16 protein-coding genes are annotated in these 25,469 nt (G+C 57.1%); 13 read left to right on the top strand and 3 right to left on the bottom strand.

What is annotated here, in order from left to right; all coding sequences use genetic code 11:
* Positions 1-20 precede the first annotated feature (20 nt).
* From dppB to M1D91_RS22460, 5 genes are all read left to right on the top strand, one after another.
* On the top strand, positions 21-1,040 hold the full coding sequence (gene dppB, locus M1D91_RS22480) for a dipeptide ABC transporter permease DppB (RefSeq protein WP_437434476.1): 1,020 nt from the start codon (positions 21-23) through the stop codon (positions 1,038-1,040).
* 9 nt (positions 1,041-1,049) lie between these two features.
* Entirely contained in the window at positions 1,050-1,952 is a 903-nt protein-coding gene (gene dppC, locus M1D91_RS22475) for a dipeptide ABC transporter permease DppC (RefSeq protein WP_437434477.1), read from the top strand.
* 10 nt (positions 1,953-1,962) lie between these two features.
* Entirely contained in the window at positions 1,963-2,946 is a 984-nt protein-coding gene (gene dppD / locus M1D91_RS22470; protein WP_437434478.1) for a dipeptide ABC transporter ATP-binding protein, read from the top strand.
* A complete protein-coding gene (dppF, locus tag M1D91_RS22465) occupies positions 2,943-3,956 on the top strand; it encodes a dipeptide ABC transporter ATP-binding subunit DppF (RefSeq protein ID WP_437434479.1) in 1,014 nt (337 codons plus the stop codon). Before dppD ends, dppF begins: the two co-directional genes overlap by 4 nt.
* A gap of 1,908 nt (positions 3,957-5,864) precedes the next feature.
* A complete protein-coding gene (locus M1D91_RS22460; protein WP_457975847.1) occupies positions 5,865-6,824 on the top strand; it encodes an IS110 family RNA-guided transposase in 960 nt (319 codons plus the stop codon).
* 673 nt (positions 6,825-7,497) lie between these two features.
* Here the strand turns inward: M1D91_RS22460 and bcsG are convergent.
* Genes bcsG through bcsE form a run of 3 tightly spaced genes read right to left on the bottom strand, consistent with a single transcriptional unit; the run spans position 7,498 to position 10,932 of the window.
* Positions 7,498-9,183, bottom strand: a complete 1,686-nt coding sequence (bcsG, locus tag M1D91_RS22455; RefSeq protein WP_437434338.1) for a cellulose biosynthesis protein BcsG — start codon at positions 9,181-9,183, stop codon at positions 7,498-7,500.
* Complete coding sequence (gene bcsF, locus M1D91_RS22450) at positions 9,176-9,373, bottom strand: cellulose biosynthesis protein BcsF (protein WP_437434337.1); 198 nt, start codon at positions 9,371-9,373, stop codon at positions 9,176-9,178. Before bcsF ends, bcsG begins: the two co-directional genes overlap by 8 nt.
* Positions 9,370-10,932 carry a cellulose biosynthesis c-di-GMP-binding protein BcsE gene (bcsE, locus tag M1D91_RS22445; RefSeq protein WP_437434336.1) on the bottom strand — a complete coding sequence of 521 codons (1,563 nt, stop codon included), beginning with the start codon at positions 10,930-10,932 and terminating at the stop codon, positions 9,370-9,372. The genes bcsF and bcsE overlap by 4 nt, the downstream gene beginning before the upstream one ends.
* A gap of 174 nt (positions 10,933-11,106) precedes the next feature.
* Here bcsE and bcsR point away from each other — a divergent pair, with 174 nt between their 5' ends.
* The 8 genes from bcsR (at position 11,107) to M1D91_RS22405 (ending at position 25,376) form a co-directional block, all read left to right on the top strand.
* Positions 11,107-11,295 carry a cellulose biosynthesis protein BcsR gene (gene bcsR / locus M1D91_RS22440; protein WP_437434335.1) on the top strand — a complete coding sequence of 63 codons (189 nt, stop codon included), beginning with the start codon at positions 11,107-11,109 and terminating at the stop codon, positions 11,293-11,295.
* A gap of 11 nt (positions 11,296-11,306) precedes the next feature.
* Positions 11,307-12,071, top strand: coding sequence for a cellulose biosynthesis protein BcsQ (gene bcsQ / locus M1D91_RS22435; protein WP_437434334.1), 765 nt, complete (start codon positions 11,307-11,309; stop codon positions 12,069-12,071).
* Positions 12,068-14,671: a UDP-forming cellulose synthase catalytic subunit gene (gene bcsA / locus M1D91_RS22430; RefSeq protein WP_437434333.1), complete on the top strand. Its 2,604-nt coding sequence runs from the start codon at positions 12,068-12,070 to the stop codon at positions 14,669-14,671. Before bcsQ ends, bcsA begins: the two co-directional genes overlap by 4 nt.
* Positions 14,672-14,697: 26 nt before the next feature.
* Complete coding sequence (gene bcsB / locus M1D91_RS22425) at positions 14,698-17,130, top strand: cellulose biosynthesis cyclic di-GMP-binding regulatory protein BcsB (protein WP_437434332.1); 2,433 nt, start codon at positions 14,698-14,700, stop codon at positions 17,128-17,130.
* A 6-nt stretch (positions 17,131-17,136) separates the two neighbouring features.
* Positions 17,137-18,243, top strand: a complete 1,107-nt coding sequence (gene bcsZ / locus M1D91_RS22420) for a cellulose synthase complex periplasmic endoglucanase BcsZ (protein WP_437434331.1) — start codon at positions 17,137-17,139, stop codon at positions 18,241-18,243.
* On the top strand, positions 18,225-21,710 hold the full coding sequence (gene bcsC / locus M1D91_RS22415) for a cellulose synthase complex outer membrane protein BcsC (RefSeq protein ID WP_437434330.1): 3,486 nt from the start codon (positions 18,225-18,227) through the stop codon (positions 21,708-21,710). Before bcsZ ends, bcsC begins: the two co-directional genes overlap by 19 nt.
* Before the next feature lie 215 nt (positions 21,711-21,925).
* Positions 21,926-23,932: a biofilm formation regulator HmsP gene (hmsP, locus tag M1D91_RS22410; RefSeq protein ID WP_437434329.1), complete on the top strand. Its 2,007-nt coding sequence runs from the start codon at positions 21,926-21,928 to the stop codon at positions 23,930-23,932.
* Positions 23,933-24,089: 157 nt separating this feature from the next.
* The gene (locus M1D91_RS22405) at positions 24,090-25,376 is read left to right on the top strand and encodes a dicarboxylate/amino acid:cation symporter (RefSeq protein ID WP_437434328.1); all 1,287 of its coding nucleotides are present in this window, start codon (positions 24,090-24,092) and stop codon (positions 25,374-25,376) included.
* Positions 25,377-25,469: the final 93 nt, after the last annotated feature.

The following is a 25,469-nucleotide window of genomic DNA, read 5'->3' as shown; positions in this document are numbered from 1 at the left end:
CATTACAGAGAATCCGGGTTATGTTGCAGTTCATCCTCCGACGTTTAGGGCTCGTCATCCCTACGTTTATCGGTATCACCCTTCTCACCTTTGCCTTTGTCCATATGATCCCCGGCGATCCGGTGATGATCATGGCGGGTGAGCGTGGCCTCTCCCCTGAGCGTCATGCTCAGCTGCTGGCGGAGCTGGGCCTTAACAAGCCGCTGTGGGAACAATACGTCAACTATGTGTGGGGTGTGTTGCACGGTGATTTAGGCATCTCCCTTAAAAGCCGTCTCCCGGTGTGGGACGAGTTCGTACCGCGTTTTAAAGCGACGATGGAACTCGGTATCTGCGCCATGATCTTCGCCGTTGCCGTGGGTATCCCGGTAGGCGTACTGGCTGCGGTAAAACGCGGCTCTATTTTCGACCATACCGCCGTCAGTATCGCGCTGACCGGTTACTCTATGCCTATCTTCTGGTGGGGCATGATGCTGATTATGCTGGTCTCGGTGCAGCTTAATCTGACGCCTGTCTCCGGGCGCGTGAGTGACATGGTGTTCCTTGACGACAGTAACCCGCTGACCGGTTTCATGCTGATTGATACGGCCATCTGGGGCGAAGAAGGCAACTTTATTGATGCCCTCGCGCACATGATTCTGCCTGCCGTAGTGCTCGGAACCATTCCCCTGGCGGTGATTGTGCGTATGACGCGCTCCTCCATGCTGGAAGTGCTGGGTGAAGATTACATCCGAACCGCGCGCGCCAAGGGGCTGACCCGCATGCGTGTCATCATCGTGCATGCGCTGCGTAATGCGATGCTGCCGGTCGTGACCGTTATCGGTCTGCAGGTAGGTACGTTGCTGGCAGGGGCCATTCTGACGGAAACCATCTTCTCGTGGCCGGGCCTTGGGCGCTGGCTTATTGACGCGCTGCAGCGCCGTGATTATCCGGTGGTGCAGGGCGGGGTATTGCTGGTCGCAACGATGATTATTGTCGTCAACCTGTTGGTCGACCTGCTCTACGGCGTGGTGAACCCGCGTATTCGGCATAAGAAGTAAGGGGCCATCATGTCACAAACCACTGAAACTAAAGTTATTACTGCACCGGTGCCTATGACGCCGCTGCAGGAGTTCTGGCACTATTTCAAACGTAACAAGGGCGCGGTTGTCGGCCTGGCTTATGTAGTTATTATGCTGCTGATCGCCATTTTTGCTAACGTGATTGCGCCGCATAACCCGGCGGAACAGTTCCGTGATGCGCTGCTGGCTCCGCCGGTCTGGCAGGATGGCGGCACCTGGTCGCATATTCTGGGGACCGATGATGTGGGCCGCGATACGCTGTCTCGTCTGATGTTCGGTGCGCGCCTGTCGCTGCTGGTTGGCTGCCTGGTCGTTGTGCTGTCGCTGGTGATGGGGATTATTCTCGGACTGGTTGCAGGATACTTCGGCGGTATCGTGGATACCGTCATCATGCGTGTTGTGGACATCATGCTGGCGCTGCCGAGCCTGCTGCTGGCGCTGGTGCTGGTGGCCATCTTCGGTCCGTCGATCGTTAACGCCTCGCTGGCGCTCACCTTTGTCGCCCTGCCGCACTACGTTCGCCTTACCCGCGCGGCGGTGCTGGTGGAGGTGAACCGCGACTACGTTACCGCTTCCCGCGTGGCGGGTGCCGGTGCGATGCGTCAGATGTTTGTTAACATTTTTCCTAACTGCCTTGCGCCGCTGATTGTTCAGGCGTCGCTCGGCTTCTCGAACGCCATTCTCGACATGGCCGCCCTTGGCTTCCTTGGCATGGGTGCGCAGCCGCCAACACCGGAGTGGGGCACGATGCTCTCCGACGTGTTGCAGTTCGCACAGAGTGCCTGGTGGGTCGTGACCTTCCCGGGTCTGGCGATCCTGCTGACGGTGCTGGCATTTAACCTGATGGGTGACGGCCTGCGTGATGCGCTCGATCCTAAACTGAAGCAGTAAGAGGTTCGAGATGGCGTTATTAAATGTAGATAAATTGTCGGTGCACTTCGGTGACGAAGGGGCCGCATTCCGCGCCGTAGACCGTGTGAGCTACAGCGTAAATCAGGGTGAAGTGGTCGGTATTGTGGGTGAGTCGGGTTCCGGTAAGTCGGTAAGCTCACTGGCAATCATGGGTCTGATTGACTTCCCTGGCCGCGTGATGGCGGAGAAACTGGAGTTTAATGGTCAGGATCTGAAACGTATTTCGGAAAAAGAGCGCCGTAGTCTGGTGGGTGCCGAAGTGGCGATGATTTTCCAGGACCCGATGACCAGCCTTAACCCGTGCTATACCGTCGGTTTTCAGATTATGGAAGCGATTAAGGTCCATCAGGGCGGCAACAAGAAAACCCGCCGTCAGCGCGCCATCGACCTGCTCAACCAGGTCGGTATCCCTGATCCGGCTTCGCGTCTGGATGTTTATCCGCACCAGCTTTCCGGTGGGATGAGCCAGCGCGTAATGATCGCGATGGCGATTGCCTGTCAGCCAAAACTGCTGATTGCCGATGAGCCGACGACCGCGCTGGACGTGACCATCCAGGCGCAGATCATCGAACTGCTGCTCGAATTGCAGCAGAAAGAGAACATGGCGCTGATCCTGATTACGCACGATCTGGCGCTGGTGGCAGAAGCCGCGCACAAAATCATTGTGATGTACGCAGGTCAGGTGGTGGAGACGGGTGCGGCGACGGATATCTTCCGTGCACCGCGTCACCCTTATACCCAGGCGCTGTTGCGAGCGCTGCCGGAGTTTGCGCAGGACAAAGCCCGTCTGGCCTCCCTGCCGGGCGTGGTGCCCGGCAAGTATGACCGTCCGAGCGGCTGTCTGTTAAACCCGCGCTGCCCCTATGCCACCGACAAATGCCGTGTTGATGAGCCAGATTTGAATACGCTGGCGGATGGACGTCAGTCTAAATGCCACTACCCACTCGATGATGCCGGGAGGCCGACCCTATGAGTACGCATGAGGCCACCACGCAGCAACCGCTGTTGCAGGCCATTGATCTGAAAAAACATTACCCGGTGAAGAAGGGGCTGTTTGCCCCGGAACGCCTGGTTAAAGCGCTGGACGGGGTATCGTTTACCCTTGAGCGCGGTAAAACGCTGGCGGTGGTGGGGGAGTCGGGCTGCGGTAAATCCACGCTGGGTCGCCTGCTGACGATGATCGAAACCCCAACCGGGGGCGAGCTCTACTATCAGGGCCAGGATCTGCTCAAGCACGATCCACAGGCGCAAAAACTGCGCCGGCAGAAAATCCAGATTGTGTTTCAGAACCCCTACGGTTCGCTGAACCCGCGTAAAAAAGTGGGACAGATTCTGGAAGAGCCGCTGCAAATTAACTCGGCCCTGAGTAAAGCCGAGCGTCGTGAGAAAGCGCTGGAGATGATGGCGAAGGTCGGCCTGAAAACCGAACATTATGACCGTTACCCGCATATGTTCTCCGGTGGTCAGCGTCAGCGTATCGCTATTGCCCGTGGTCTGATGCTTGACCCGGACGTGGTTATCGCTGATGAACCGGTTTCCGCCCTGGACGTCTCCGTACGTGCGCAGGTGCTGAACCTGATGATGGACCTGCAACAGGATTTAGGGCTATCGTATGTCTTTATCTCGCATGACCTGTCGGTGGTGGAGCATATTGCCGATGAAGTGATGGTGATGTACCTCGGTCGCTGCGTTGAGAAGGGCACCAAAGAGCAGATTTTTTCTAATCCGCGCCATCCCTACACTCAGGCGCTGCTTTCTGCGACCCCTCGTCTGAACCCGGACGATCGTCGTGAGCGCATTAAACTGACAGGTGAGCTGCCAAGCCCGCTCAACCCACCGCCGGGTTGTGCGTTCAACGCCCGCTGCCGTCGTCGCTTTGGGCCTTGTACTCAGTTGCAGCCGCAACTGAAGGATTATAATGGCCAGCTGGTCGCCTGCTTTGCGGTCGATCAGGATGAAAATGGCGAGAAGCCGCACGTCTGAGTGCAGATGTGGGAAATTAATTAACCGGTGCCAGTGCGCCGGTTTTTTTATGAGCGCAGGAGCAGCGACGGTTCTCTTTCCCTGAGGGAGAGGGTGAGGGGGGGATGCGGGCACGGTCCATCCCCTCGCCCCTCTGGGGAGAGGGTCAGGGTGAGGGGGAAATTGTACACGGGCACGGTCCATTCCCTCGCCCCTTTGGGGAGAGGGCCAGGGTGAGGGGAGAATTCCGCACGGATGCGAAAGGGATTATTCAGGTTGCATGGACTCGTCCCATGCAGGCTACGTGGAATGGTTCCGTTCACCGTAAGTTCATTTTTCTCTGCAACCACCGCACCTGTGAACGTGCAAGGGAGGCTCGCCGCCGCCTCCCTTGCAACCCAGGCTCCCGGCCAGGAAAATCGCCGCAGCGCGGTCCGTTCGTCTTATGCCGCCGTGCTGTCGGGTCGGGGACCAGCCTGCATCCCTGCAGGCTATCCCCTCCGCCCGCGTCCCTGCGGGCGGTCCCGGCCCGTCGTCAACGCCTCACCGATTTTCAGCCGGACCGCACCCCCCCGCTGTACGCCAGGAGTTACAGATAAAAAGTCTTTGCTGTTAAAAGCCAAAAACCGCGCGGTGGGTCAGGTGTGGGGAAATTGTACGCGGGCACGGGCGGTCCCCTCGCCCCTCTGGGGAGAGGGCCAGGGTGAGGGGAGAATTCCGCACGGATGCGAAAGGGATTATTCAGGTTGCATGGACTCGTCCCATGCAGGCTACGTGGAATGGTTCCGTTCACCGTAAGTTCATTTTTCTCTGCAACCACCGCACCCGTGAACGTGCAAGGGAGGCTCGCCGCCGCCTCCCTTGCAACCCAGGCTCCCGGCGAGGAAAATCGCCGCAGCGCGGTCCGTTCGTCTTATGCCGCCGTGCTGTCGGGTCGGGGACCAGCCTGCATCCCTGCAGGCTATCCCCTCCGCCCGCGTCCCTGCGGGCGGTCCCGGCCCGTCGTCAACGCCTCACCGATTTTCAGCCGGACCGCAACCCCCCGCTGCATGCCAGGAGTTACAGATAAAAAGCCTTTGCTGCTAAAAGCCAAAAACCGCGCGGTGGGTCAGGTGTGGGGAGTCCGGCTGGAAACTGCCGACGCGTTTTCGCAGGGCCGGGGCGACGCGCAGGGAGGCGCGGCGAGGGCGCGCGTTGCAGGGACGCTGCATCGCGCCCGGTCCCGGTAAGCCCGGAGAAATAAGCGGAGGGTCACCGCGAAGCGGCAGTTTTCGTGCCGGGAGCCGGGATTGTTAAGGGCGTGGCGGAGAACGCCCTTAACACGTTCACGGGGGAAGGCGCTGCATGGGAGTGCGGCACATGAGGTGAACGGAACGATGCCACCGGAGGTCAGCGGAACCGCGCTTTTTACTGCTGAAACCCTTTGAGCCAGTCACCCACTGTTCCCCTCACCCCGGCCCTCTCCCCATAGGGGCGAGGGGGAAAGGCGTGCCCGGTTTAGCATGTGAGTTGAACGGAACCAGTCCACCAGGAGTAAGCGGAACCTTCGGGCCAGTCACCCACTGTTCCCCTCACCCCGGCCCTCTCCCCATAGGGGCGAGGGGGAAAGGCGTGCCCGGTTTAGCATGTGAGTTGAACGGAACCAGTCCACCAGGAGTAAGCGGAACCTTCGGGCCAGTCACCCACTGTTCCCCTCACCCCGGCCCTTATGTCTTGATCTTCTCCGCTCAGCCGGAGAAGATCCCCGACTGATCATCGGGAGGTGACCGGTGAGCATCCCCTGGCCCTGGTGCCTCTGAGCCCGTGGGAGAGATTATGCCCCGGTCACCTGTTTCCCTGTCGCCTCAAGACCGAACGGTATCCTGTGCCCTGAGCACCCACATATAAGGATGGTCCGGCGATATTGTCATAAGGTTACGGAGTGCCATCATGAATCTTGTTCCTGTCGGCGTGGATATCGCCAAACTCAAATTTGATGTTGCCGTTCTGCTTCCTAATCAGAAATACAAAACTAAAAAATTCGCGAATACCTCTTCCGGGGCGCGCGAGTTCCTGGCCTGGCTGAAGCGCTTTGGCGACTGCCATGTCTGCATGGAAGCCACCGGTTGCTACAGCACTGAACTTGCCACTCTGCTGGCTGATAACGGTTGCAGGGTAAGCCTCGAAAATCCGGCGCGCATCAGCGCTTTTGGCAAGGCTGAACTGACCCGCAATAAGACGGATAAAAGTGATGCTGCGCTGATAGCGCGTTACTGCGCCCTGCATCAGCCATCGGCCTGGTTCCCGGCGCCGTTGTACGAGCGGCAACTGACTGCGCTGGTCCGCCATCTGAAAAATCTGGAAGAGATGCGCCAGATGGAGGAAAACCGGCTGGAAGGGGCTGAAGAGGTCATCCTTGCGTCCCTGACTGAACATATCGCCCAGTTGGATGCGCTGATAGAAGAGACGAAGAAGAAAATCAATCAGCACATCGACGACAACCCGGATCTGAAGCGTGATAAAGCCCTGCTGAAGAGCATTCCGGGCGTGGGAGATATGCTGAGTGCCAGCCTGCTGGCATATGCGGGAAACCTGCGCCGGTTCAGTAGCAGCAAGGCGCTGGTGGCGTATGCAGGACTGAATCCACGGCGCTGTGAATCGGGGTTGTGGAAAGGGAAAAGCCGGATATCGAAGGTGGGGCAGGGAGAGTTACGTAGCGCGTTGTACATGCCTGCCATCGTCGCGGGCAGATATAACGAAGTGGTGAAGAGCCTGATGGGGCGGCTGGCTGAACGAGGAAAATCAGGGAAAGAGCAGGTCTGCGCGGGAATGAGAAAGCTGTTGCAACTGGCTTATGGCGTAGTGAAATCGGGTCGCATATTCGACGCTGAGATACCGCTTGCGGCCTGAACCGCAAGACGGTATCTCTCCCCGAAGGGGCGAGGGAGAAAAGCGATCCCGCTTTTACAGGCGGACCCGTAAGCCCCTGCTGCACGCCACTGTGTTTCAAAAGGCACCGCATCGCTTTAATGACTTACAAACCGCGCAGTGGGTCAGGTGTGGGGAGTCCGGCTGGAAACTGCCGACGCGTTTTCGCAGGGCCGGGGCGACGCGCAGGGAGGCGCGGCGAGGGCGCGCGTTGCAGGGACGCTGCATCGCGCCCGCTCCCGGAAAGCCCGGAGAAACAAGCGGAGGGTCACCGCGAAGCGGCAGTTTTCGTGCCGGGAGCCGGGATTGTTAAGGGCGTGGCGGAGAACGCCCTTAACACGTTCACGGGGGAGGGTGCTGCATGGAAGCGCGGCACATGAGGTGAACGGAACCATTCCACCGGAGGTCAGCGGAACCGCGCTTTTTACGGCTGAAACCCTTTAAGCCAGTCACCCACTGTTCCCCTCACCCCGGCCCTCTCCCCAAAGGGGCGAGGGAGAAAAGCGAGCCCGGTTTCGCATGTGAGGTGAACGGAACGATTCCACCGAAGGTAAGCGGAACCCTTTGAGCCTGTCACCCACTGTTCCCCTCTCCCCGGCCCTCACCCCAATGGGGCGAGCAAGAAAAACGTACTCGGTTTTGCATGTCAACCACACTACTGCGGATACGGTACCCAGTCCCCGCCGTTCAGACGAACATACGGCTTGTTCTGGTACTGAATCACCACCGCATTCGCATTCTCCGATACCGGCGCCGTCTGTGGCAGGCCGCTGGTCAGTTGATCCCAGTTCACGCTGTCCTCGGTGAAAATCTTACCGTCCAGCACACGCACCACCAGTTCTGATATGGCCAGGAAACTGCTCGGTTGATTGATTTCAATCGGCGCTCCCTGGTGTGGCGTCTTCATACCAAAGAATTTGATCGCCGTCGGCACGTGGGTGATAGACGGGCTTGGAATATCACGTAAACCCGATACCTGCATTTTATCGCCCTGCAGCGCAGCACCGTGTTCCGGCACCATAACGACCATCACTTTGCGGCCGGATTTTTCTAACTGGGTGAAAAATGCATCCAGCTCATCAAACATCTTCTGCGCACGGATTTTATAGTCCGCCGACTGCCGCACACCTGGGTAGTGGTTTCCGTCATGTAACGGCAGCAGGTTATAGAAGGTCGCGGTGCGATGTCCCTGTTGCGTGGCTTCACTCTCCATCCAGCGATTCAGTACCGCCGTGTCGTCATACACTGGCGAGCCGTCGAAGGAGAGCAGCACCGGCGGCAGGCCAGCCTGGTTCATCAACGGTGCCTGCATGCCACCGTTCTCACGCACCTCTTTAAGAAAATCGCCGAAGACGCCGTTATGATCCATCATCAGCTGCTGGGTAAAGCCCAGTTTTGCCAGATTATCAAACAGATAACATTGCGCACCCGCAGGCTGGTAGAGATTTTTGTGAGATGTCTGGCCGCAGCTGGCGCGCAGCAGACGTATTGCAGCCGGGCCACTGTAAGCCGTAGCGGCGTTAAATTGTTTAAAGACGATATCAAAGTGCTGCCAGAGCGGATGCGATGACAGGCCCGAAGCCTCAATATCGGCCCAGGAGAGGGAACAAATATTAATCACCAGCAGATCGAAGGGCTGCGCATCGGCCGCCAGCTGTGACGGAAACGGCGTCTGGCGTTTCTCCTCGGCGGCATAGAAGCTGGCGAGCCACGCGTTCAGGTTCTCTGACGTAGGCGGCGCAGTCTGTGCCGGAATACCCCCGACCACCGGCGCGGTGCCCGCTCCTGTCGTGGCAACCGTAGGCGCGGCGGTGCCACCCGTTGTCGCGACAGTCCCCCCCGTCTGTGCGCCGGGCCATAAGGTAAAAGCCGGGCCGGCAATCGTCAGCACGTTGAGCCAGACCATAATTGCCACCACAAAGACGGTAACGCGAAGCCACTGCGAGAGAAACAGCCAGGCGACAAGCAGGACAAAGATCGCGCCAATCATTTCCCAGTTAATAAAACGCGTCACCAGATCCAGAAGATAGTCGGCGCTAAACCCTGCCACCTGACTCCCCTGACTCATCATGCTTTGCGGGCCTGGCAGCCAGGTATCATGCCAGAACAGGCCAAAGCCAATCGGGATAGCAATCCAGTGACGTAAGCGATGCAAACTGCGTCTGGGGATGGGCATCAGCAAAAATGCCATGAACACCAGGTTCAGCAGCGGATGAAAATTAAGATAACCTGCCCACAACAAACCGAACTTCACCAGAAAATAGAAGTTCCAGCCGGAAAGACCCCGCCAGTATTGCCAAAGCGGCGAGGGCGAAGAAGCGGTAAAGGATTGATTAGTCATGTTTTCGGTCTGCCTTGACAAGCGGTGTACGGCGCAGAGTGCCCGCCGGTTTCACATACCGGGGTCTCGTAAACATTATTCGTAGAATGATGCGAATACGGTGCAGCCAGTGACGCGCGAGATACCCTAGCGGAAAGAAAATCAGCGCGCAGAGCACCACGAGCTGAACAATGTCAGCCACAGACATCATAGTGAACGCTCCGTCTCTTCCGCTAATAATCGCAACGGTTCAGGAATATGACGCCAGGCGTGACCGTCATGCTCGGCGTTAATCACTTTTTTCGTCTCCCTGGTCACGATGGGCAGCGGTTTGCCCCATTTTTCCGGTTCGATTTCGCGCATCAGCACCAGTTCGCCGGTAATCTGGGTATCTTCAAACCAGATCGTTCGATTCGAGAAAATATCTGTCGTAGGTAACGGGAAAATATGGTTTAGCGCGGTATCAAGATCGTTTACCCGACAGAACGATAAAAACATGATCAGCCGGTTATCGCCGATGGTGACAATATCGCCGACGCGGTTTGGTCTGCATAAAGTGAGCGCTTGCTCAACGCGAATCCCCGGAGCCGGACGCAGTGCGACCAGTATCCCTTTACTGTCCGGCGGCAACAGCGGGTTATTCACCATATTGCTCACCGCTTCATTGAAGGTCTCCCACGGCAGATAACCGCGTAACTTAAGCGGCTGGGTCATAGAGAGAAGCGTGGTGATATCTTCCGGGACGTGGCGGGTAAACTGCTGACCCTGCACGCTTTCGACCAGCGTCAGGCAACGGGAGAGGGGAGCATTCCAGGGAATAACCATATTGGCCCCGCACCCCAGTAACAATCGCTCATCCGTGGCCCGCAGGCTGGCCTGCGTTTCACGCACAATGATTTTCAATGCGCTCCCACGCTGACGACGCAAAGCGTGGATCTGCCGGGCGATGGTTTCAATCTGATTGTTCTGCCTGAGGGCAAAGATGATGGTCGCAGCCTGCGCCAGTCGTGCCTCATTGAACATGGCTTCATTGGTTTCAAAAAGCATCCAGTGTTCAGAAAGTGCAGGCGCACCTTCCAGGACGGTAACGTTACTCAGCACGCGCTTCTCATCGCTGCGTGGCTGTATTGTCGTCTCTTCCTGCTGGGCTAATTGCCAGCCGTTGTTGTGGTTTTCCAGAATAAGTTGCTGACGGGCACTGACGCCTTTCTGATTACACCACCAGGCCACGTCGTACAGATATGTTTCACTCTGATAGCGTAAACTGGCCAACCCAAATAGAGAGCGATACTCACTCATCAATATGGATGACTGTCTGTCACTGTTCGTGGCGGGATTTAATACCAGTAAGGAGCAATTATGATATTTCGCCCACTCATGCGTTTTTTTAATCCACTCATGCAACTTCTCAGCCGATATATTCTGCCACGCGTTATTTGCACAAATAAGGATAAGTAAATAATTTTCAGGCTCAAATGTAGACAATAAATCGCGGGTGAAAAAGTATAGACCATTCTCAGTAGCGGGCATGGAAAATAAGCGTATTTTTTCCGGCCCGTGATCTCGATCTAATTCGATGATTTTACGAAGATCGTAACCCATTCCGGTCACCGCTACCCGACTGTCGTCAGCCTGCGATGCAAGCGTCTGATTCATAAGTCTTATTGCGTCCTGCTCGCGATCGGCATTAATCCACCAGACACCGCCTGCTGGCATGTGACGCAGTTCGTCCCATAATGAGCGGATGCCAATAGAAAATATGGGGGTCACGGTGTCCCTCTACTTTGTAATTAATCTGTATATCAGTTTACTAGCGAAAGCGAAGAAATAAACCTAACATTGAAATTAAAGAACATCAGATTTGGCGTGTAAAATTTTTTTCCCTGGCAAATACGATTGCTAAGAATGTATGTATGTTTTCTCTTCAAAGGGATCGGGCCTGAAATGCATAGTGAAAAGCCTAAAACTCAAGGTGATACGACCCTGGGTTATACATTTCAAAACGACTTTCTGGCGCTGAGTAAGGCATTTTCATTACCTGAAATTGATTATGCCGATATTTCTCAGCGAGAACAGTTGGCTGCGGCTATTAAACGCTGGCCACTCCTTGCCGAATTAGCGCGACAACCATAAGGGAGCTGTGGATGGCCGTATTGGGGTTACAAGGGGTGCGCGGCGGTGTAGGCACAACATCCATTACTGCCGCACTCGGTTGGGCATTACAGGTTCTTGGCGAATCCGTGCTCGTGGTGGATGCCTGCCCCGATAACCTCCTGCGTCTGTCATTCAACGTTGAATTCGAGCGGGAACAGGGCTGGGCGCGTGCCATGCTGGATAGCGAGGACTGGCGCGATGCCGGTATGCGGTATACCTCCAGCCTCGATATTCTTCCGTTTGGCCGCCTGACGGCAGGGGAGTGGGAAAACAGCCACCTGCTGCACGACGCCCTGAGCCACTTCACCCACATTTTGCACACCCTGCAATCACAGCACCATTACAGTTGGGTACTGGTTGATCTGCCGCATGGGTTTTCAGCGTTAACTCGCCAGTTTCTTGCGCATTGCGACCATACTCTGGTGGTGGTTAAGCCGGACACTAACTGTCATGTCCGTCTGCATCAACAGCCCCTGCCGGCGGGGGCACATATTCTGATTAATGACTTTCGCATCGGCAGCCAAATGCAGGATGACCTCTACCAGGTCTGGTTGCAGAGCCAGCCACGTTTGCTGCACACGGTCATCCATCGCGATGAGGCGATGGTCGAGTGTCTGGGGGCTAAACAGCCGTTAGGTGAATACCGGGCTGATGCTCTGGCAGCCGAAGAGATCCTGACGTTGGCAAACTGGTGTCTGTTACATTGTGCCACCCCACGCGCTCAGAAAGGTGATCCCCCGGGGGTAGCGCCATGAGTCAACCTGCCGCCTGGCTATTAATCCCCCCGGTTTACGCCCGGTTAAGCGAGCGTTACCAACACTATCGCCGTCATCAGGCGCCGGGGTTTAGCGCCGCGTGTGGCTGTTTCTGGGTTATCATGGCCTGGTTATTTATTCCCCTTGAGCGGCCGCGCTGGCAGGCTATACGGGCGCAACACGCGACCTTATTTCCCCATATCAACCCTGACCGCCCGCGTCCGCTCGATCCGGCGCGCTACCTGCTACAGGCCCTGTGGCTGTTGGTAGCCCGGCCACGGCGCGGACACCATGAGGCGCGGCCTGCCCGATTTACCCGTACACGTTCATTGCGCGAGCGCTACCATCGCTGGCTCGATAACCTGCCGGGCCGGGTGACCGACCAGACCCGCCACCTCGACAACCAGAAAGAGCTGGGCCATTTAAGCAAGGGGGCGCGGCGCGTGATTCTGGGTATTATCGTGACCATCTCGCTGATTCTGGCCCTGCTCTGTATTACCCAGCCGTTTAACCCTTTGTCTCAGTTCATCTTTTTGGTTTTACTCTGGGGCGCAGCGCTCCTCGTGCGGCGTATCCCCGGACGATTTGCGGCCCTGATGCTGATTGTGCTCTCGCTTACCGTCTCCTGCCGTTACATCTGGTGGCGCTATACCTCAACGCTAAACTGGAACGATCCGGTCAGCCTGGTGTGTGGCCTGGTCCTGCTCTTCGCAGAAACCTATGCCTGGATAGTGCTGGTGCTGGGCTATTTTCAGGTCGTCTGGCCGCTTAATCGTCAGCCGGTGCCTATGCCAAAAGATATGACTCTGTGGCCTGCCGTAGACATTTTCGTGCCCACTTATAATGAAGACCTGAACGTCGTTAAAAATACTATTTATGCCGCACTGGGCATCGACTGGCCGAAAGATAAACTCAAAATCTGGATACTGGACGACGGCGGACGTGAGGAGTTTCGCCAGTTCGCGCAGAGGGTCGGTGTGGAGTACATCGCCCGTACGACACACGAACATGCAAAAGCGGGGAATATCAATAACGCGCTCAAATATGCCAAAGGCGACTTTGTGTCCATCTTTGACTGCGACCACGTACCCACCCGCTCTTTCCTGCAGATGACGATGGGCTGGTTCATCAAGGAAAAGGATCTGGCGATGATGCAGACGCCGCACCACTTCTTCTCGCCCGATCCCTTTGAACGCAACCTCGGACGTTTTCGCAAAACGCCTAACGAAGGGACGTTGTTCTATGGACTGGTGCAGGACGGGAATGACATGTGGGATGCGACCTTCTTCTGCGGCTCCTGTGCTGTGATCCGCCGTGGTCCGCTGGATGAAATCGGCGGCATTGCCGTTGAGACGGTCACCGAAGATGCGCACACCTCGCTGCGTTTACACCGCCGTGGTCATACGTCAGCCTATATGCGGATCCCGCAGGCAGCCGGGCTGGCGACGGAAAGCCTGTCCGCGCATATCGGTCAGCGTATTCGCTGGGCCCGTGGCATGGTACAGATTTTCAGGCTCGATAACCCCCTGTTTGGTAAAGGTCTGAAGCTGGCGCAGCGCCTTTGCTACGTTAATGCCATGCTGCACTTTATGTCGGGTATTCCCCGGCTGGTCTTTCTGACGGCACCGTTAGCCTTTCTGCTGCTCCATGCTTACATCATTTATGCGCCAGCCATCATGATTGCGCTCTTTGTTCTGCCGCACATGATCCACGCAAGCCTCACTAACTCCAGGATTCAGGGTAAATATCGTCACTCGTTCTGGAGTGAAATCTACGAAACGGTGCTGGCCTGGTACATTGCCCCGCCAACGATGGTGGCGCTGTTTAACCCGCACAAGGGCAAGTTTAACGTCACCGCGAAAGGTGGCCTTGTGGAAGAAGAGTATGTCGACTGGGTGATCTCGCGTCCTTACATCTACCTGGTGCTGCTGAACATTGTGGGGGTAATGGTGGGGGTCTGGCGCTACTTCTATGGCCCCGAAAACGAAATTCTCACCGTCTTTGTCAGTATTGCATGGGTCTTTTATAACCTGATCATCCTTGGCGGCGCGGTGGCGGTGTCGGTGGAAAGTAAACAGGTTCGTCGTGCGCACCGCGTTGAAATCTCAATGCCAGCGGCCATTGCCCGTGAGGACGGGCACCTCTTCTCATGCACGGTGCATGATTTTTCCGATGGCGGCGTAGGTATCAAAATCAACGGCCAGTCGCAGGTGCTTGAAGGACAAAAAGTGCGCCTGTTGCTAAAACGCGGGCAGCAGGAGTACGCCTTCCCGACGATGGTGGTGCGCGTGTCAGGCAATGAAGTCGGGCTTCAGCTGATGCCGTTAACCACGCAGCAACACGTTGATTTTGTTCAGTGCACTTTTGCCCGCGCGGATACATGGGCACTGTGGCAGGACAGCTTCCCGGAAGATAAACCTCTGGAAAGCCTGCTGGATATTTTAAAACTGGGCTTCCGTGGTTATCGCCATCTCGCGGAGTTTGCTCCTGCGTCGGTAAAAATGATTTTCCGGTCTCTGACCGTACTGGTTTCCTGGATTGTGTCGTTCGTTCCGCGCCGCCCCGAGCGTGGCGTGGCGGAACAGCAACCGGTGACGTGATTGGGCTCAACAATGATGAAAACGCGATGAAAACAAAACTCTCCTGGATGTGTGCAGTGGCTTTGGGGATAAGTACGCTCCCCTCAATAATGACCCATGCGGCGCCCGGTAACCCGGCGGCGCAGGCCGCCCCGACCGTACCTGCCGTTGCGCCTGCCACCGAGCCGGTGGTGACAGCTGCACCCGGACAAACCGAAGCCCTGCGCCCTGCAACCCCAACCCAGGGCCAGACCGCACCGGCTCCGGCGGCGGGCCGTCAGGCCATAGGCCAGGTGATGCCGGGGGTAACGCAAGCGAATGCCCCCATCGTTGCGGACGCCGCCCCGTCGCGTAACGTGAAGCTGACCTTTGCTGAAATTGCCCCGCCGCCAGGCAGCATGGTCTTGCGCGGTATCAACCCGAGTAATGGCGTGGAGTTTGGTACGCGCAGCGATGAGGTAGTATCTAAGGCGCTGTTAACGCTGGAGTACACGCCCTCTCCGTCACTTCTGCCCGTTCAGTCGCAGCTGAAGGTCTATCTCAACGAAGAGTTGATGGGCGTATTGCCAGTGACGCGGGAACAGCTGGGCAATAAAACCCGCGCTCAGGTGCCCATCGACCCGCTCTACATTACCGACTTTAACCGCGTGCGGCTGGAGTTTGTCGGCCATTATCGTGATGTCTGCGAGAACCCGGCCAGTAGCACCCTGTGGATGGACATCGGGCGCAGCAGCTCGCTTGAGCTCTCTTACCAGACGCTGGCGTTGCAAAACGATCTGTCCCATTTCCCGATCCCCTTTTTCGACCCCCGCGATAATCGCCCCTTAACCCTGCCGATGGTCTTCGCGGGCACCCCGGATATTGCCCAGCAGCAGGCGGCCTCCATCATTGCCTCCTGGTTTGGTTCCCGCACCGGCTGGCGCGGACAGCGTTTCCCGGTGCAGTTTGACGGGCTGCCGGACAGCAACGCCATTGTGTTCGCCACCAACGACAAGCGGCCAGCCTTCCTGCGCGACGCACCTGCGGTGAAGGCCCCTACCATTACCATGATGAACCATCCGACCAATCCATACGTGAAGCTGCTGGTGGTCTTCGGGCGTGATGACAAGGATCTGCTGCAGGCCGCAAAAGGCATCGCCCAGGGCAATGTATTGTTCCGTGGCAGTAGCGTCACGGTTGATGAGATAAAACCGTTGCTGGCGCGTAAACCTTATGATGCGCCGAACTGGGTGCGTACGGACCGCCCCGTCACCTTCGGTGAACTGAAAACGTTTGAAGAGCAGTTGCAGTCTTCCGGGCTGCAGCCTGGCTCTATCAGCGTTGCGCTGAACCTGCCGCCGGATCTCTATTTGTTGCGCAGCAATGGCATCGATATGAAGCTGAACTACCGCTACACCGCGCCGCCGACGAAAGACAATTCGCGCATGGATATCAGCCTCAATAACCAGTTCCTGCAATACTTCAGTCTGACCAGCAATCAGGACACTAATCGTCTGCTGCTGCGTTTACCGGTGCTGCAAGGGTTACTTGATGGCAAAACGGATGTCGCTGTTCCGGCGCTGAAACTGGGTGCGGTTAACCAGCTGCGTTTTGATTTTCAGTACATGAACCCGATGCCGGGCGGAACTGTCGACAACTGCGTCACCTTCCAGCCGGTACAGAACCGGGTAGTCATTGGTGATGATTCCACCATCGACTTCTCGAAGTACTACCACTTCCTGGCCATGCCCGATCTGCGTGCATTTGCCAATGCGGGCTTCCCCTTCACCCGTATGGCTGACCTGTCGCAAACCATTGTGGTGACACCGCCTGAGCCAGACCCGGCGCAACTGACGACGCTGCTGGACGCGCTGGGTTCCCTCGGGGCTCAAACCGGTTTCCCGGCCATCAATCTGACCCTGACCGATGACAATACCCAGATTCAGGGTAAAGATGCCGACATCCTGATCATCGGCTCGATACCGGACAAACTCAAAAATGACAAACATATCGACCTGCTGGTGAACGCCGCCCAAAGCTGGGTGAAAACACCAACCCGTCAGACGCCATTCCCCGGCCCGTTGCCGGACGAGGCGGACCGTCAGCCAGATGTGCAAACCGCCGTGAGCTCCAGCGGACCGATGGCTGCGATTGTGGGTTTCCAGTCGCCGTTCAATGAACAGCGTAGCGTGGTTGCGCTGCTGGCAGACAGCCCGCGCGGCTACGAATTGCTCAACAGCGCCATGAACGACAGCGGTAAACGCGCGGCGATTTATGGTTCTGTATCGGTGATTCGTGAGTCGGGGGTGAGCGGTCTGCGCGTAGGGGATATTTACTATGTCGGCCACCTGCCGTGGTTCGAGCGCATCTGGTATGCGTTGTCGAGCCATCCGGTGTTGCTGGCGGTGCTGGCGGCTGTAAGTGTAGTGCTGCTGGCCTGGGTGTTGTGGCGTCTGCTGCGTATTATCAGCCGCCGTCGCCTCGACCCGGATCATGAGTAAGCCATAATGAGAGTGTTTCGCTGGGCTATGGTAGTGGTGCTGATGCTGCTGGCGGTGCAGGCACGCGCCGCCTGTAGCTGGCCGGCCTGGGATACCTTCAAAAAGCACTACATCAGCGAAGGTGGGAGAGTGGTTGACCCCAGCGATGCGCGTAAGATCACCACCTCAGAAGGGCAAAGCTATGCGCTGTTTTTTGCGCTTGCGGCGAACGATCGCCCGGCGTTTGCGTCCCTCCTGCAGTGGACGCAGGACAACCTTGCGCAGGGGGATTTGAGCGCCCACCTTCCGGCCTGGCTATGGGGAAAGAAAAACGATAATGACTGGGAGGTGCTCGACAGCAATTCCGCAGCGGATGGTGATGTCTGGATAACCTGGTCGCTGCTGGAAGCGGGCAGGTTATGGAACGAGCCGGAGTACACCCGTCTGGGTAAGGCGCTGCTGTCACGAATAGCGAAAGAAGAGGTGGTCAACGTCCCCGGCCTTGGCGCTATGCTGCTTCCCGGTAAAGTAGGTTTTGTGGATAAGGATATCTGGCGTTTTAATCCGAGCTATTTCCCGCCTCAGCTGGCGCAATACTTTACCCGCTACGGCGCCCCCTGGACCACGCTTCGCGAAACGAACCTGCGCCTGCTGCTGGAGACGGCACCCAAAGGATTCGCCCCTGACTGGGTTCGCTATCAAAAAAACAAGGGCTGGCAGCTGCAGCCAGAGAAAACGCTTATCAGTAACTACGATGCTATTCGTGTTTACGGATGGGTGGGCATGATGCATGACCGGGATCTGCAAAAAGCGCGTCTGCTGGCACGCTTCAAACCGATGGCGACCCTTACCGCGGAGCAGGGCCTGCCGCCGGAAGAAGTGGACGTAGCCACAGGGAAAGCCAAAGGAGAGGGGCCGGTCGGCTTTTCCGCCGTGTTACTCCCTTTTATTCAGAATCGTGACGCTCAGGCAACACAACGCCAGCGCGTGGCAGATCATTTTCCGGGCAATGATGCTTACTTCAGCTACGTCCTGACCCTTTTTGGTCAGGGCTGGGACGAGCACCGTTTCCGTTTCACCCCTCGTGGTGAGTTACAACCTGACTGGGGCCAGGAATGCGCAAGTTCTCATTAAGTCTTCTCAGTTTAGCGCTGGGCATCGCTCTGATGCCCGTCGCGCAAGCGGCCCCGTCCGCGCAACAGCAGCTGCTGGAACAGGTGCGTCTTGGCGAGACCAACAAGCGTGAAGATCTGGTGCGTCAGTCACTCTATCGCCTGGAGCTGATGGCACCCGACGATCCGGATGTTATCGCCGCGCGCCTTCGCTATCTGCTGCGTCAGGGCGATACTGCAGGGGCGCAGAAACAGCTCGACCGTCTGGTCACGCTGGCGCCAGACTCTGCTGCCTATAAGGCCGCAAAAACGGAAATGGCCCTCTCCACTGCGCAAGGGCGGCAGGCATTACAGCAGGCGCGCTTGCAGGCAGCGACCGGGCATACTCAGGAGGCGATTGCGGCTTATGAAGGTCTGTTTAACGGCGCTCCGCCGGAGGGAAACCTGGCCCCGGAGTACTGGAGCCTGGTGGCAAAAATTCCGGCACGTCATGCCGAAGCAGTAAATCAGCTTAAAGCCATTAATAGCCGTAATCCGGGAAATGCCGACCTGCAAAGCACCCTTGCGCGCCTGTTGCTCGCGGACGGGCGGACCGAAGAGGGGTATGCCGTACTTGAGCAGATGGCAAAAAATAATACCGGGCGCGAGAACGCCGCCTCTATCTGGTATCAAAACATTCAGGGAATGACCGTCAGTGACCAAAGCGTGGCGGCATTACAGCGTTTTCTGAGCGTTTTTAGTGAAGGCGACACCGTGGTGACCGCGCGTCAGCAGCTCGATGCGCAACAGAAGCAGCTGGCAGACCCGACGTTTCGTGCGCGGGCGCGCGGGCTGGCAGCGGTGGAGGCGGGCCAGGGTGGAAATGCCGTTGCGGCATTGCAGCAGGCGGTCAATAAAAATCATCAGGACAGCGAAGCCATTGGTGCGTTGGGTCAGGCCTATTCTCAGCGCGGCGATCGCGCTCGTGCCGTTGCGCAACTGGAGCAAGCCATCGCCCTTGATCCCGATAGCGATAACCGCGGGAAGTGGGACAGCCTGTTGAAGGTCAATCGCTACTGGCTGCTTATTCAGCAGGGGGATGCGCAACTGGCGGCGAAAAATCCCGGTCGGGCGCAGCAGTACTATCAGCAGGCGAGAAGTATTGATGAGACAGATAGCTATGCGGTGCTGGGTCTGGGAGACGCGGCACTGGCGCGTAACGATACGGCGTCTGCCGAGCGCTACTATCGACAGGCGCTGCGGATGGATAAGGGCAACACCAACGCAGTGCGCGGGCTGACCAATATTTATCGTGCGCAGTCACCTGAGAAAGCGACGGCCTTTATTGAGACGCTCTCGGCCAGCCAGCGTCGCAGCATCGATGATATCGAGCGCAGCATGGCCAACGAGGGGCTGGCGCAGGAGGCGGAACGTCTGGAGAATCAGGGGAACTTTGCCGGGGCGGCGGAGCGACAACGTCGCCGGCTTGAACTTGATCCCGGCAACGTCTGGGTGACCTACCGGCTGGCAAGCGACCTGCGCGCGTCGGGGCAGCAAATAGCCGCCGACGCCCAAATGCGTACACTCGCACAGGATAAGCCAGGCGACGCTGAACAGGTCTATGCGTACGGGCTGTACCTCTCTGGTAACGATCAGCAAAGTGCAGCCCTGGCGCACCTCAACACCCTGCCGAAAGCGAAATGGAACAGTAACATTCAGGAACTGGCGAACAGGCTGGAAGCTAACCAACTGCTGGAGCGGGCCAACGCGCTCCGTGACAGCGGCAAGGAAGCGGAGGCGGAAGCCTTCCTGAAACAGCAACCCACCTCGACCCGCATTGAACTGACGCTGGCAGACTGGGCGCAGGAGCGGGGCGACCATAACGAAGCGACCTCCCGTTATCAGTCGGTGCTGGCGCGTGACCCTGCCAATGCAGACGCTCTGCAGGGACTGGCTGAAATCTATGCCGCCCGGGGCAATCGTATGGCGGCGCGTCAGATGCTGGCAAAACTGCCAGCACCAACGGCAATGCCATCCCTTAATGCCGCCCGGCGCGTTGCGCTGGTGCAGGCGCAACTCGGTGATACGCGGGAGGCAGAACAGACCTTTAATCACATTGTGCCGCAGGCCAAAGCCCAGCCTCCGTCAATGGAGAGCGCGCTGGTGCTGCGGGATGCCGCACGTTTTCAGACGAGCATGGGCCAGCCAGAACAGGCGCTGGAGACGTATAAAGAGGCGATGATCGCCGCGGGTATCACCCCGGTACGCCCCGCCAGTAACGATGCCTTCACGCTGCTGACGCGTAACGATGAGAAAGACGACTGGCTGAAACGCGGTGTCCGCAGTGATGCGGCTGACCTCTATCGCCAGCAGGATGTTAACGTCACGCTGCAACATAATAACTGGGGTTCCAGTGGCACCGGGGGCTATTCGGATTTGAAGGCGCAAACCACCATGTTGCAGGCGGATGCGCCGCTGGCGGATGGTCGAATGTTCCTGCGCGGTGACTGGGTCAATATGAACGCCGGAACCTTCTCCAGGGATGACGATGGTAGCTGGTCGCCAAACTGGGGCACCTGTAATCTGTTCGATTGCGATTCCGGTCATCGAACGCAAAAAGACAGCGGCGTGAGCGTAGCCGTCGGCTGGCGCAATGACACCTGGGATATGGACATCGGCACCACCCCTATCGGATTTAACGTGGTAGATGTGGTCGGCGGGCTGAGCTATAGCGACGATATTGGCGTGATTGGCTACACGCTGAATGCGCACCGCCGCCCCCTTTCCAGCTCAATGCTGGCTTTTGGTGGACAGCAGGATAATGGTAATGGCGATCACCCCGGCACCACCTGGGGCGGGGTGCGGGCCAACGGCGCAACGGCAAGCATGAGTTACGATCGCGGCGACGCTCACGGCGTGTGGGCCTCGCTCGGTGCTGACCAGTTAACCGGTAAAAACGTGGCGGATAACTGGCGTGTGCGCTGGATGGCGGGGTATTACTACAAGCTGGTTAACGAGAATAATCGCCGGGTCACCGTGGGTCTGAGCAACATGATCTGGCATTACGATAAAGATCTCAGCCATTACACGTTGGGCCAGGGCGGCTATTACAGCCCACAGGAATACCTCTCGTTTGCCGTGCCTGTCACCTGGCGTGAGCGCACCGGGGAGTGGTCCTGGGAGCTTGGCGGCTCCGTCTCCTGGTCGCATTCGCGCAGTGCATCGCAGCCCAGCTATCCGTTGATGAGGCTTATTCCTGCGGCATATCGTGCGGATGCCCGCGAGGACATTGAAAGCGGGGGCGCCTCATCGGGTGTGGGGTATACCGCCCAGGCGATGATCGAGCGCAGAGTGACCTCTAACTGGTCAGTAGGGCTGGGGGTCAATATACAGCAGGCAAAAGATTACACTCCGAGTCAGGGCATGCTGTTCGTGCGCTATTCCGCCGCGGGATGGCAGGGCGATATGGATATGCCGCCGCAGACGCTGACGCCGTATGCTGACTGGTAAATGAAGAGTATTCCTGGGGGCGCGGGGAGGGGGATCTCTCCCCCGGCGCACCCGATTAAGGCATAGCATTCATTGGGTTAATTCGCGCCCGTCGCGTGCTTATTTGCGCATATAAACTCTTCACCGGTTTAGCTCAACAAGGGCCCGATAGAGTATACTCTGGCGGCAGCGTTCTGATTCGACGGCCTGCTTTTTTGTATCTCTGGAGAGTTAACTTGCGTGTCAGCCGTTCTTTAACCATTAAACAGATGGCTGCGGTCTTTGCCGTGGCGGTGGTGTTTATTTTTATTTTTTGCGTCACTTTGCTGTTTCATTTTGTGCAGCAAAATCGCTACAACACGGCTACGCAACTGGAAAGTATTGCCCGGTCTGTTCGTGAACCCCTTTCCGAGGCCATACTGAAAGCGGATATCCCGGAAGCCGAGTCCATCATCAAACAAATTAAGCCTGCGGGCGTAGTCAGTCGCGCAGACGTCGTTTTACCCAACCAGTTCCAGGCTTTGCGGGTGCGGTTTATCCCGGAGCGACCGGTGCCGATGATGCTGGCCCGTGTGTTCGAACTGCCGATTCAGATCTCGCTGCCCATCTACTCCCTGCAACGTCCGGCGAATCCCCAGCCGCTGGCGTACCTGGTGCTGGAGGCGGATTCATACCGGGTTTATAAATTTGTGATGAGTACGCTTTCTACGCTGGTGACCGCTTACTTATTGCTGACGTTAATTATGACGGTATCCATTACCTGGTGTATTAACCGTCTTATTGTTCACCCGCTACGCAAAATTGCCCGCGAACTGCATGAACTCCCGCTCCAGGAGCAGTTTGGACACCAGCTTCCGCTGCCGCGCCACCACCATGATGATGAAATTGGCAGCCTGGTACGTAGCTATAACCGAAATCAACAAAATCTGTTGCGCCAGCACGATGAACTCAACGTTCAGTCGATGCAGTTCCCGGTCTCAGATCTGCCCAATAAAGCCTTTCTGATGGCGCTGCTGGAACAGGTGGTGACCCGGCAAAAAACCACGGCGCTGATGTTTGTCGCTTGTGAAACGTTGCAGGAGACGGCGGGGGTACTGAAAGAGGCGCAGCGGGAGATCCTGCTGATGACGCTGGTGGAAAAAATCAAGTCCGTGCTGGCACCGCGGATGGTGTTAACGCAGGTCAGTGGCTACGACTTTGCGATTGTGGCGCATGGCGTGAAAGAGCCCTGGCATGCGATCACGCTCGGTCAGCAAGTGCTCACTGTGATTAACGAGCGGCTGCCGATGCATGGCATTCAGCTGCGCCCCAGCGCCAGTATCGGGGTAGCGATGTTCTACGGCGGAATGAATGCTGAACAGCTCTATCGCCGGGCCGCCTCCGCCGCCTTTACCGCACGGCGAAAAGGGAAAAATCAGATTCAGTTCTTCGACCCGGAGCAAATGGAAGAAGCGCAAAAGCGGTTGACCGAAGAGAGTGACATTCTCAACGCCCTCGACCAGCAAAAATTCGCTATCTGGCTTCAGCCTCAGGTGGATCTCGCGACCCGGCAGGTCGTCAGCGCCGAGGCGTTGTTGCGCATGGAGCAGCCGGACGGAAGCTGGGATTTGCCGGAGGGATTGATTGAGCGCATCGAGTCCTGCGGCCTGATGGTGACGGTGGGCTACTGGGTGCTGGAGGAGTCCTGCCGCCTGCTGGCTGCCTGGCAGGAAAAAGGGATGACGATGCCGCTGTCGGTAAACCTTTCTGCGCTTCAGTTGATGCACCACAACATGGTACCGGACATGCTGGAGCTGCTGAACCGCTATCGCATTAAACCCAATATGCTGATCCTGGAAGTGACGGAGAGCCGTCGAATTGACGATCCCCACGCTGCCGTGGCGATACTGCGCCCGTTGCGCAATGCCGGCGTGCAGATTGCGCTCGATGATTTCGGTATGGGGTATGCCGGATTACGTCAGTTACAGCATATGAAGTCACTGCCGGTGGACCTGCTTAAGATAGACAAAATCTTCGTCGAGGGATTGCCGGGCGACAGCAGCATGGTTGCCTCCATTATTCATATGGCGCGTAGCCTGGATCTTCATATCATCGCCGAAGGGGTGGAAACCGAGGCCCAGCGCGACTGGCTGACCGATGCCGGCGTTGAAATGGCGCAAGGCTTTTTGTTCGATAAAGCGGTAACGCCGGAAGCTTTCGAATCGCGGTATCTGACCCGCTCAGATAAGACTGAAAATGCATGAACTAGCGCTGGCTTGTGCGAGTCAGCTCTAAATTCTTAACATGATTGTTTCAAATTTGATGTGAGTTTATTTCTGTCATGTTTTACGGGTGTTATTTTTATTCCGCAGGCGCGAGAAACCCCTATAAAGCCTGTGGTTTAAACCTCAAGGACACCCTATGAAAACCTCTCTGTTTAAAAGTCTCTACTTTCAGGTGCTGACGGCTATCGCTATCGGTATTTTGCTCGGCCATTACTACCCTGACATTGGCGCGCAAATGAAACCGCTGGGTGATGCGTTCGTTAAGCTCATCAAAATGATTATCGCCCCGGTCATTTTCTGTACGGTAGTGACGGGTATCGCCGGTATGGAAAGCATGAAGGCAGTGGGCCGCACGGGCGCGGTGGCGTTACTCTATTTTGAAGTGGTAAGTACGCTGGCGCTGATTATTGGCCTGGTGATCGTTAACGTAGTACAACCCGGCGCGGGGATGAACGTTGACCCGGCAACGCTGGATGCAAAAGCGGTGGCGGTCTACGCTGAACAGGCCAAGGATCAGGGTATTATTGCCTTCCTGATGGATGTCATTCCATCCAGCGTGATTGGCGCGTTTGCCAGCGGTAACATTCTGCAGGTGCTGCTGTTTGCGGTGCTGTTTGGCTTTGCGCTGCATCGCCTGGGCAGCAAAGGTCAGCTCATTTTCAACGTGATTGAAAGTTTCTCGCAGGTGATCTTCGGCATTATCAACTTCATCATGCGTCTTGCGCCGATTGGCGCGTTTGGTGCGATGGCCTTTACGATTGGTAAGTACGGCGTAGGGACGCTGATACAACTCGGGCAGTTGATTATCTGCTTCTATATCACCTGTATTCTGTTTGTGGTGGTCGTGCTCGGCAGTATTGCCCGTGCGACCGGCTTCAATATCTTCAAGTTTATCCGTTACATCCGTGAAGAGCTGCTGATTGTGCTCGGCACCTCCTCGTCGGAATCGGCCCTGCCACGTATGCTGGAAAAAATGGAGCGCCTCGGCTGTCGCAAGTCGGTGGTGGGGCTGGTTATCCCGACCGGCTACTCCTTTAACCTTGATGGCACCTCCATTTACCTGACGATGGCGGCGGTGTTTATTGCGCAGGCCACCAACAGCCATATGGATATCTTCCATCAGATCACCCTGCTGGTGGTGCTGCTGCTCTCCTCGAAAGGGGCGGCGGGTGTGACCGGCAGCGGCTTTATTGTGCTGGCGGCAACTATCTCAGCGGTCGGGCATCTGCCTGTCGCCGGGCTGGCGCTGATTCTGGGTATTGACCGTTTTATGTCGGAAGCGCGTGCGCTGACTAACCTGGTGGGCAATGGTGTGGCAACCGTGGTGGTGGCGAAGTGGGTAAAAGAGTTGGATCAGAAAAAGCTTGTCGATACGCTGGATAACCGTGCTTCAGGCAGCAAAACGGGGGAAATTTCCTCATAATTTCGTAACTTAAGCCCGTAGCCCTTGTCGGGCTGCGGGTGCCTGAGCATAATTGACCCCTGGCCCGCTATCGTCCCACTGGAATTCTTACTG

It is taken from the genome of Enterobacter sp. SA197, assembly GCF_054131575.1.
The sequence above is the reverse complement of the archived record's forward strand: the minus strand, read 5'-3'. Positions and strand labels throughout refer to the sequence as shown.

Bases quoted from the DNA above. Each gene is read 5' to 3' on its own strand.
- dppB (WP_437434476.1), top strand. From the start codon at position 21: ATGTTGCAGTTCATCCTCCGACGTTTAGGGCTCGTCATCCCTACGTTT.
- dppC (WP_437434477.1), top strand. From the start codon at position 1,050: ATGTCACAAACCACTGAAACTAAAGTTATTACTGCACCGGTGCCTATG.
- dppD (WP_437434478.1), top strand. From the start codon at position 1,963: ATGGCGTTATTAAATGTAGATAAATTGTCGGTGCACTTCGGTGACGAA.
- dppF (WP_437434479.1), top strand. From the start codon at position 2,943: ATGAGTACGCATGAGGCCACCACGCAGCAACCGCTGTTGCAGGCCATT.
- M1D91_RS22460 (WP_457975847.1), top strand. From the start codon at position 5,865: ATGAATCTTGTTCCTGTCGGCGTGGATATCGCCAAACTCAAATTTGAT.
- bcsG (WP_437434338.1), bottom strand. From the start codon at position 9,183: ATGACTAATCAATCCTTTACCGCTTCTTCGCCCTCGCCGCTTTGGCAA.
- bcsF (WP_437434337.1), bottom strand. From the start codon at position 9,373: ATGATGTCTGTGGCTGACATTGTTCAGCTCGTGGTGCTCTGCGCGCTG.
- bcsR (WP_437434335.1), top strand. From the start codon at position 11,107: ATGCATAGTGAAAAGCCTAAAACTCAAGGTGATACGACCCTGGGTTAT.
- bcsQ (WP_437434334.1), top strand. From the start codon at position 11,307: ATGGCCGTATTGGGGTTACAAGGGGTGCGCGGCGGTGTAGGCACAACA.
- bcsA (WP_437434333.1), top strand. From the start codon at position 12,068: ATGAGTCAACCTGCCGCCTGGCTATTAATCCCCCCGGTTTACGCCCGG.
- bcsB (WP_437434332.1), top strand. From the start codon at position 14,698: ATGAAAACAAAACTCTCCTGGATGTGTGCAGTGGCTTTGGGGATAAGT.
- bcsZ (WP_437434331.1), top strand. From the start codon at position 17,137: ATGAGAGTGTTTCGCTGGGCTATGGTAGTGGTGCTGATGCTGCTGGCG.
- bcsC (WP_437434330.1), top strand. From the start codon at position 18,225: ATGCGCAAGTTCTCATTAAGTCTTCTCAGTTTAGCGCTGGGCATCGCT.
- M1D91_RS22405 (WP_437434328.1), top strand. From the start codon at position 24,090: ATGAAAACCTCTCTGTTTAAAAGTCTCTACTTTCAGGTGCTGACGGCT.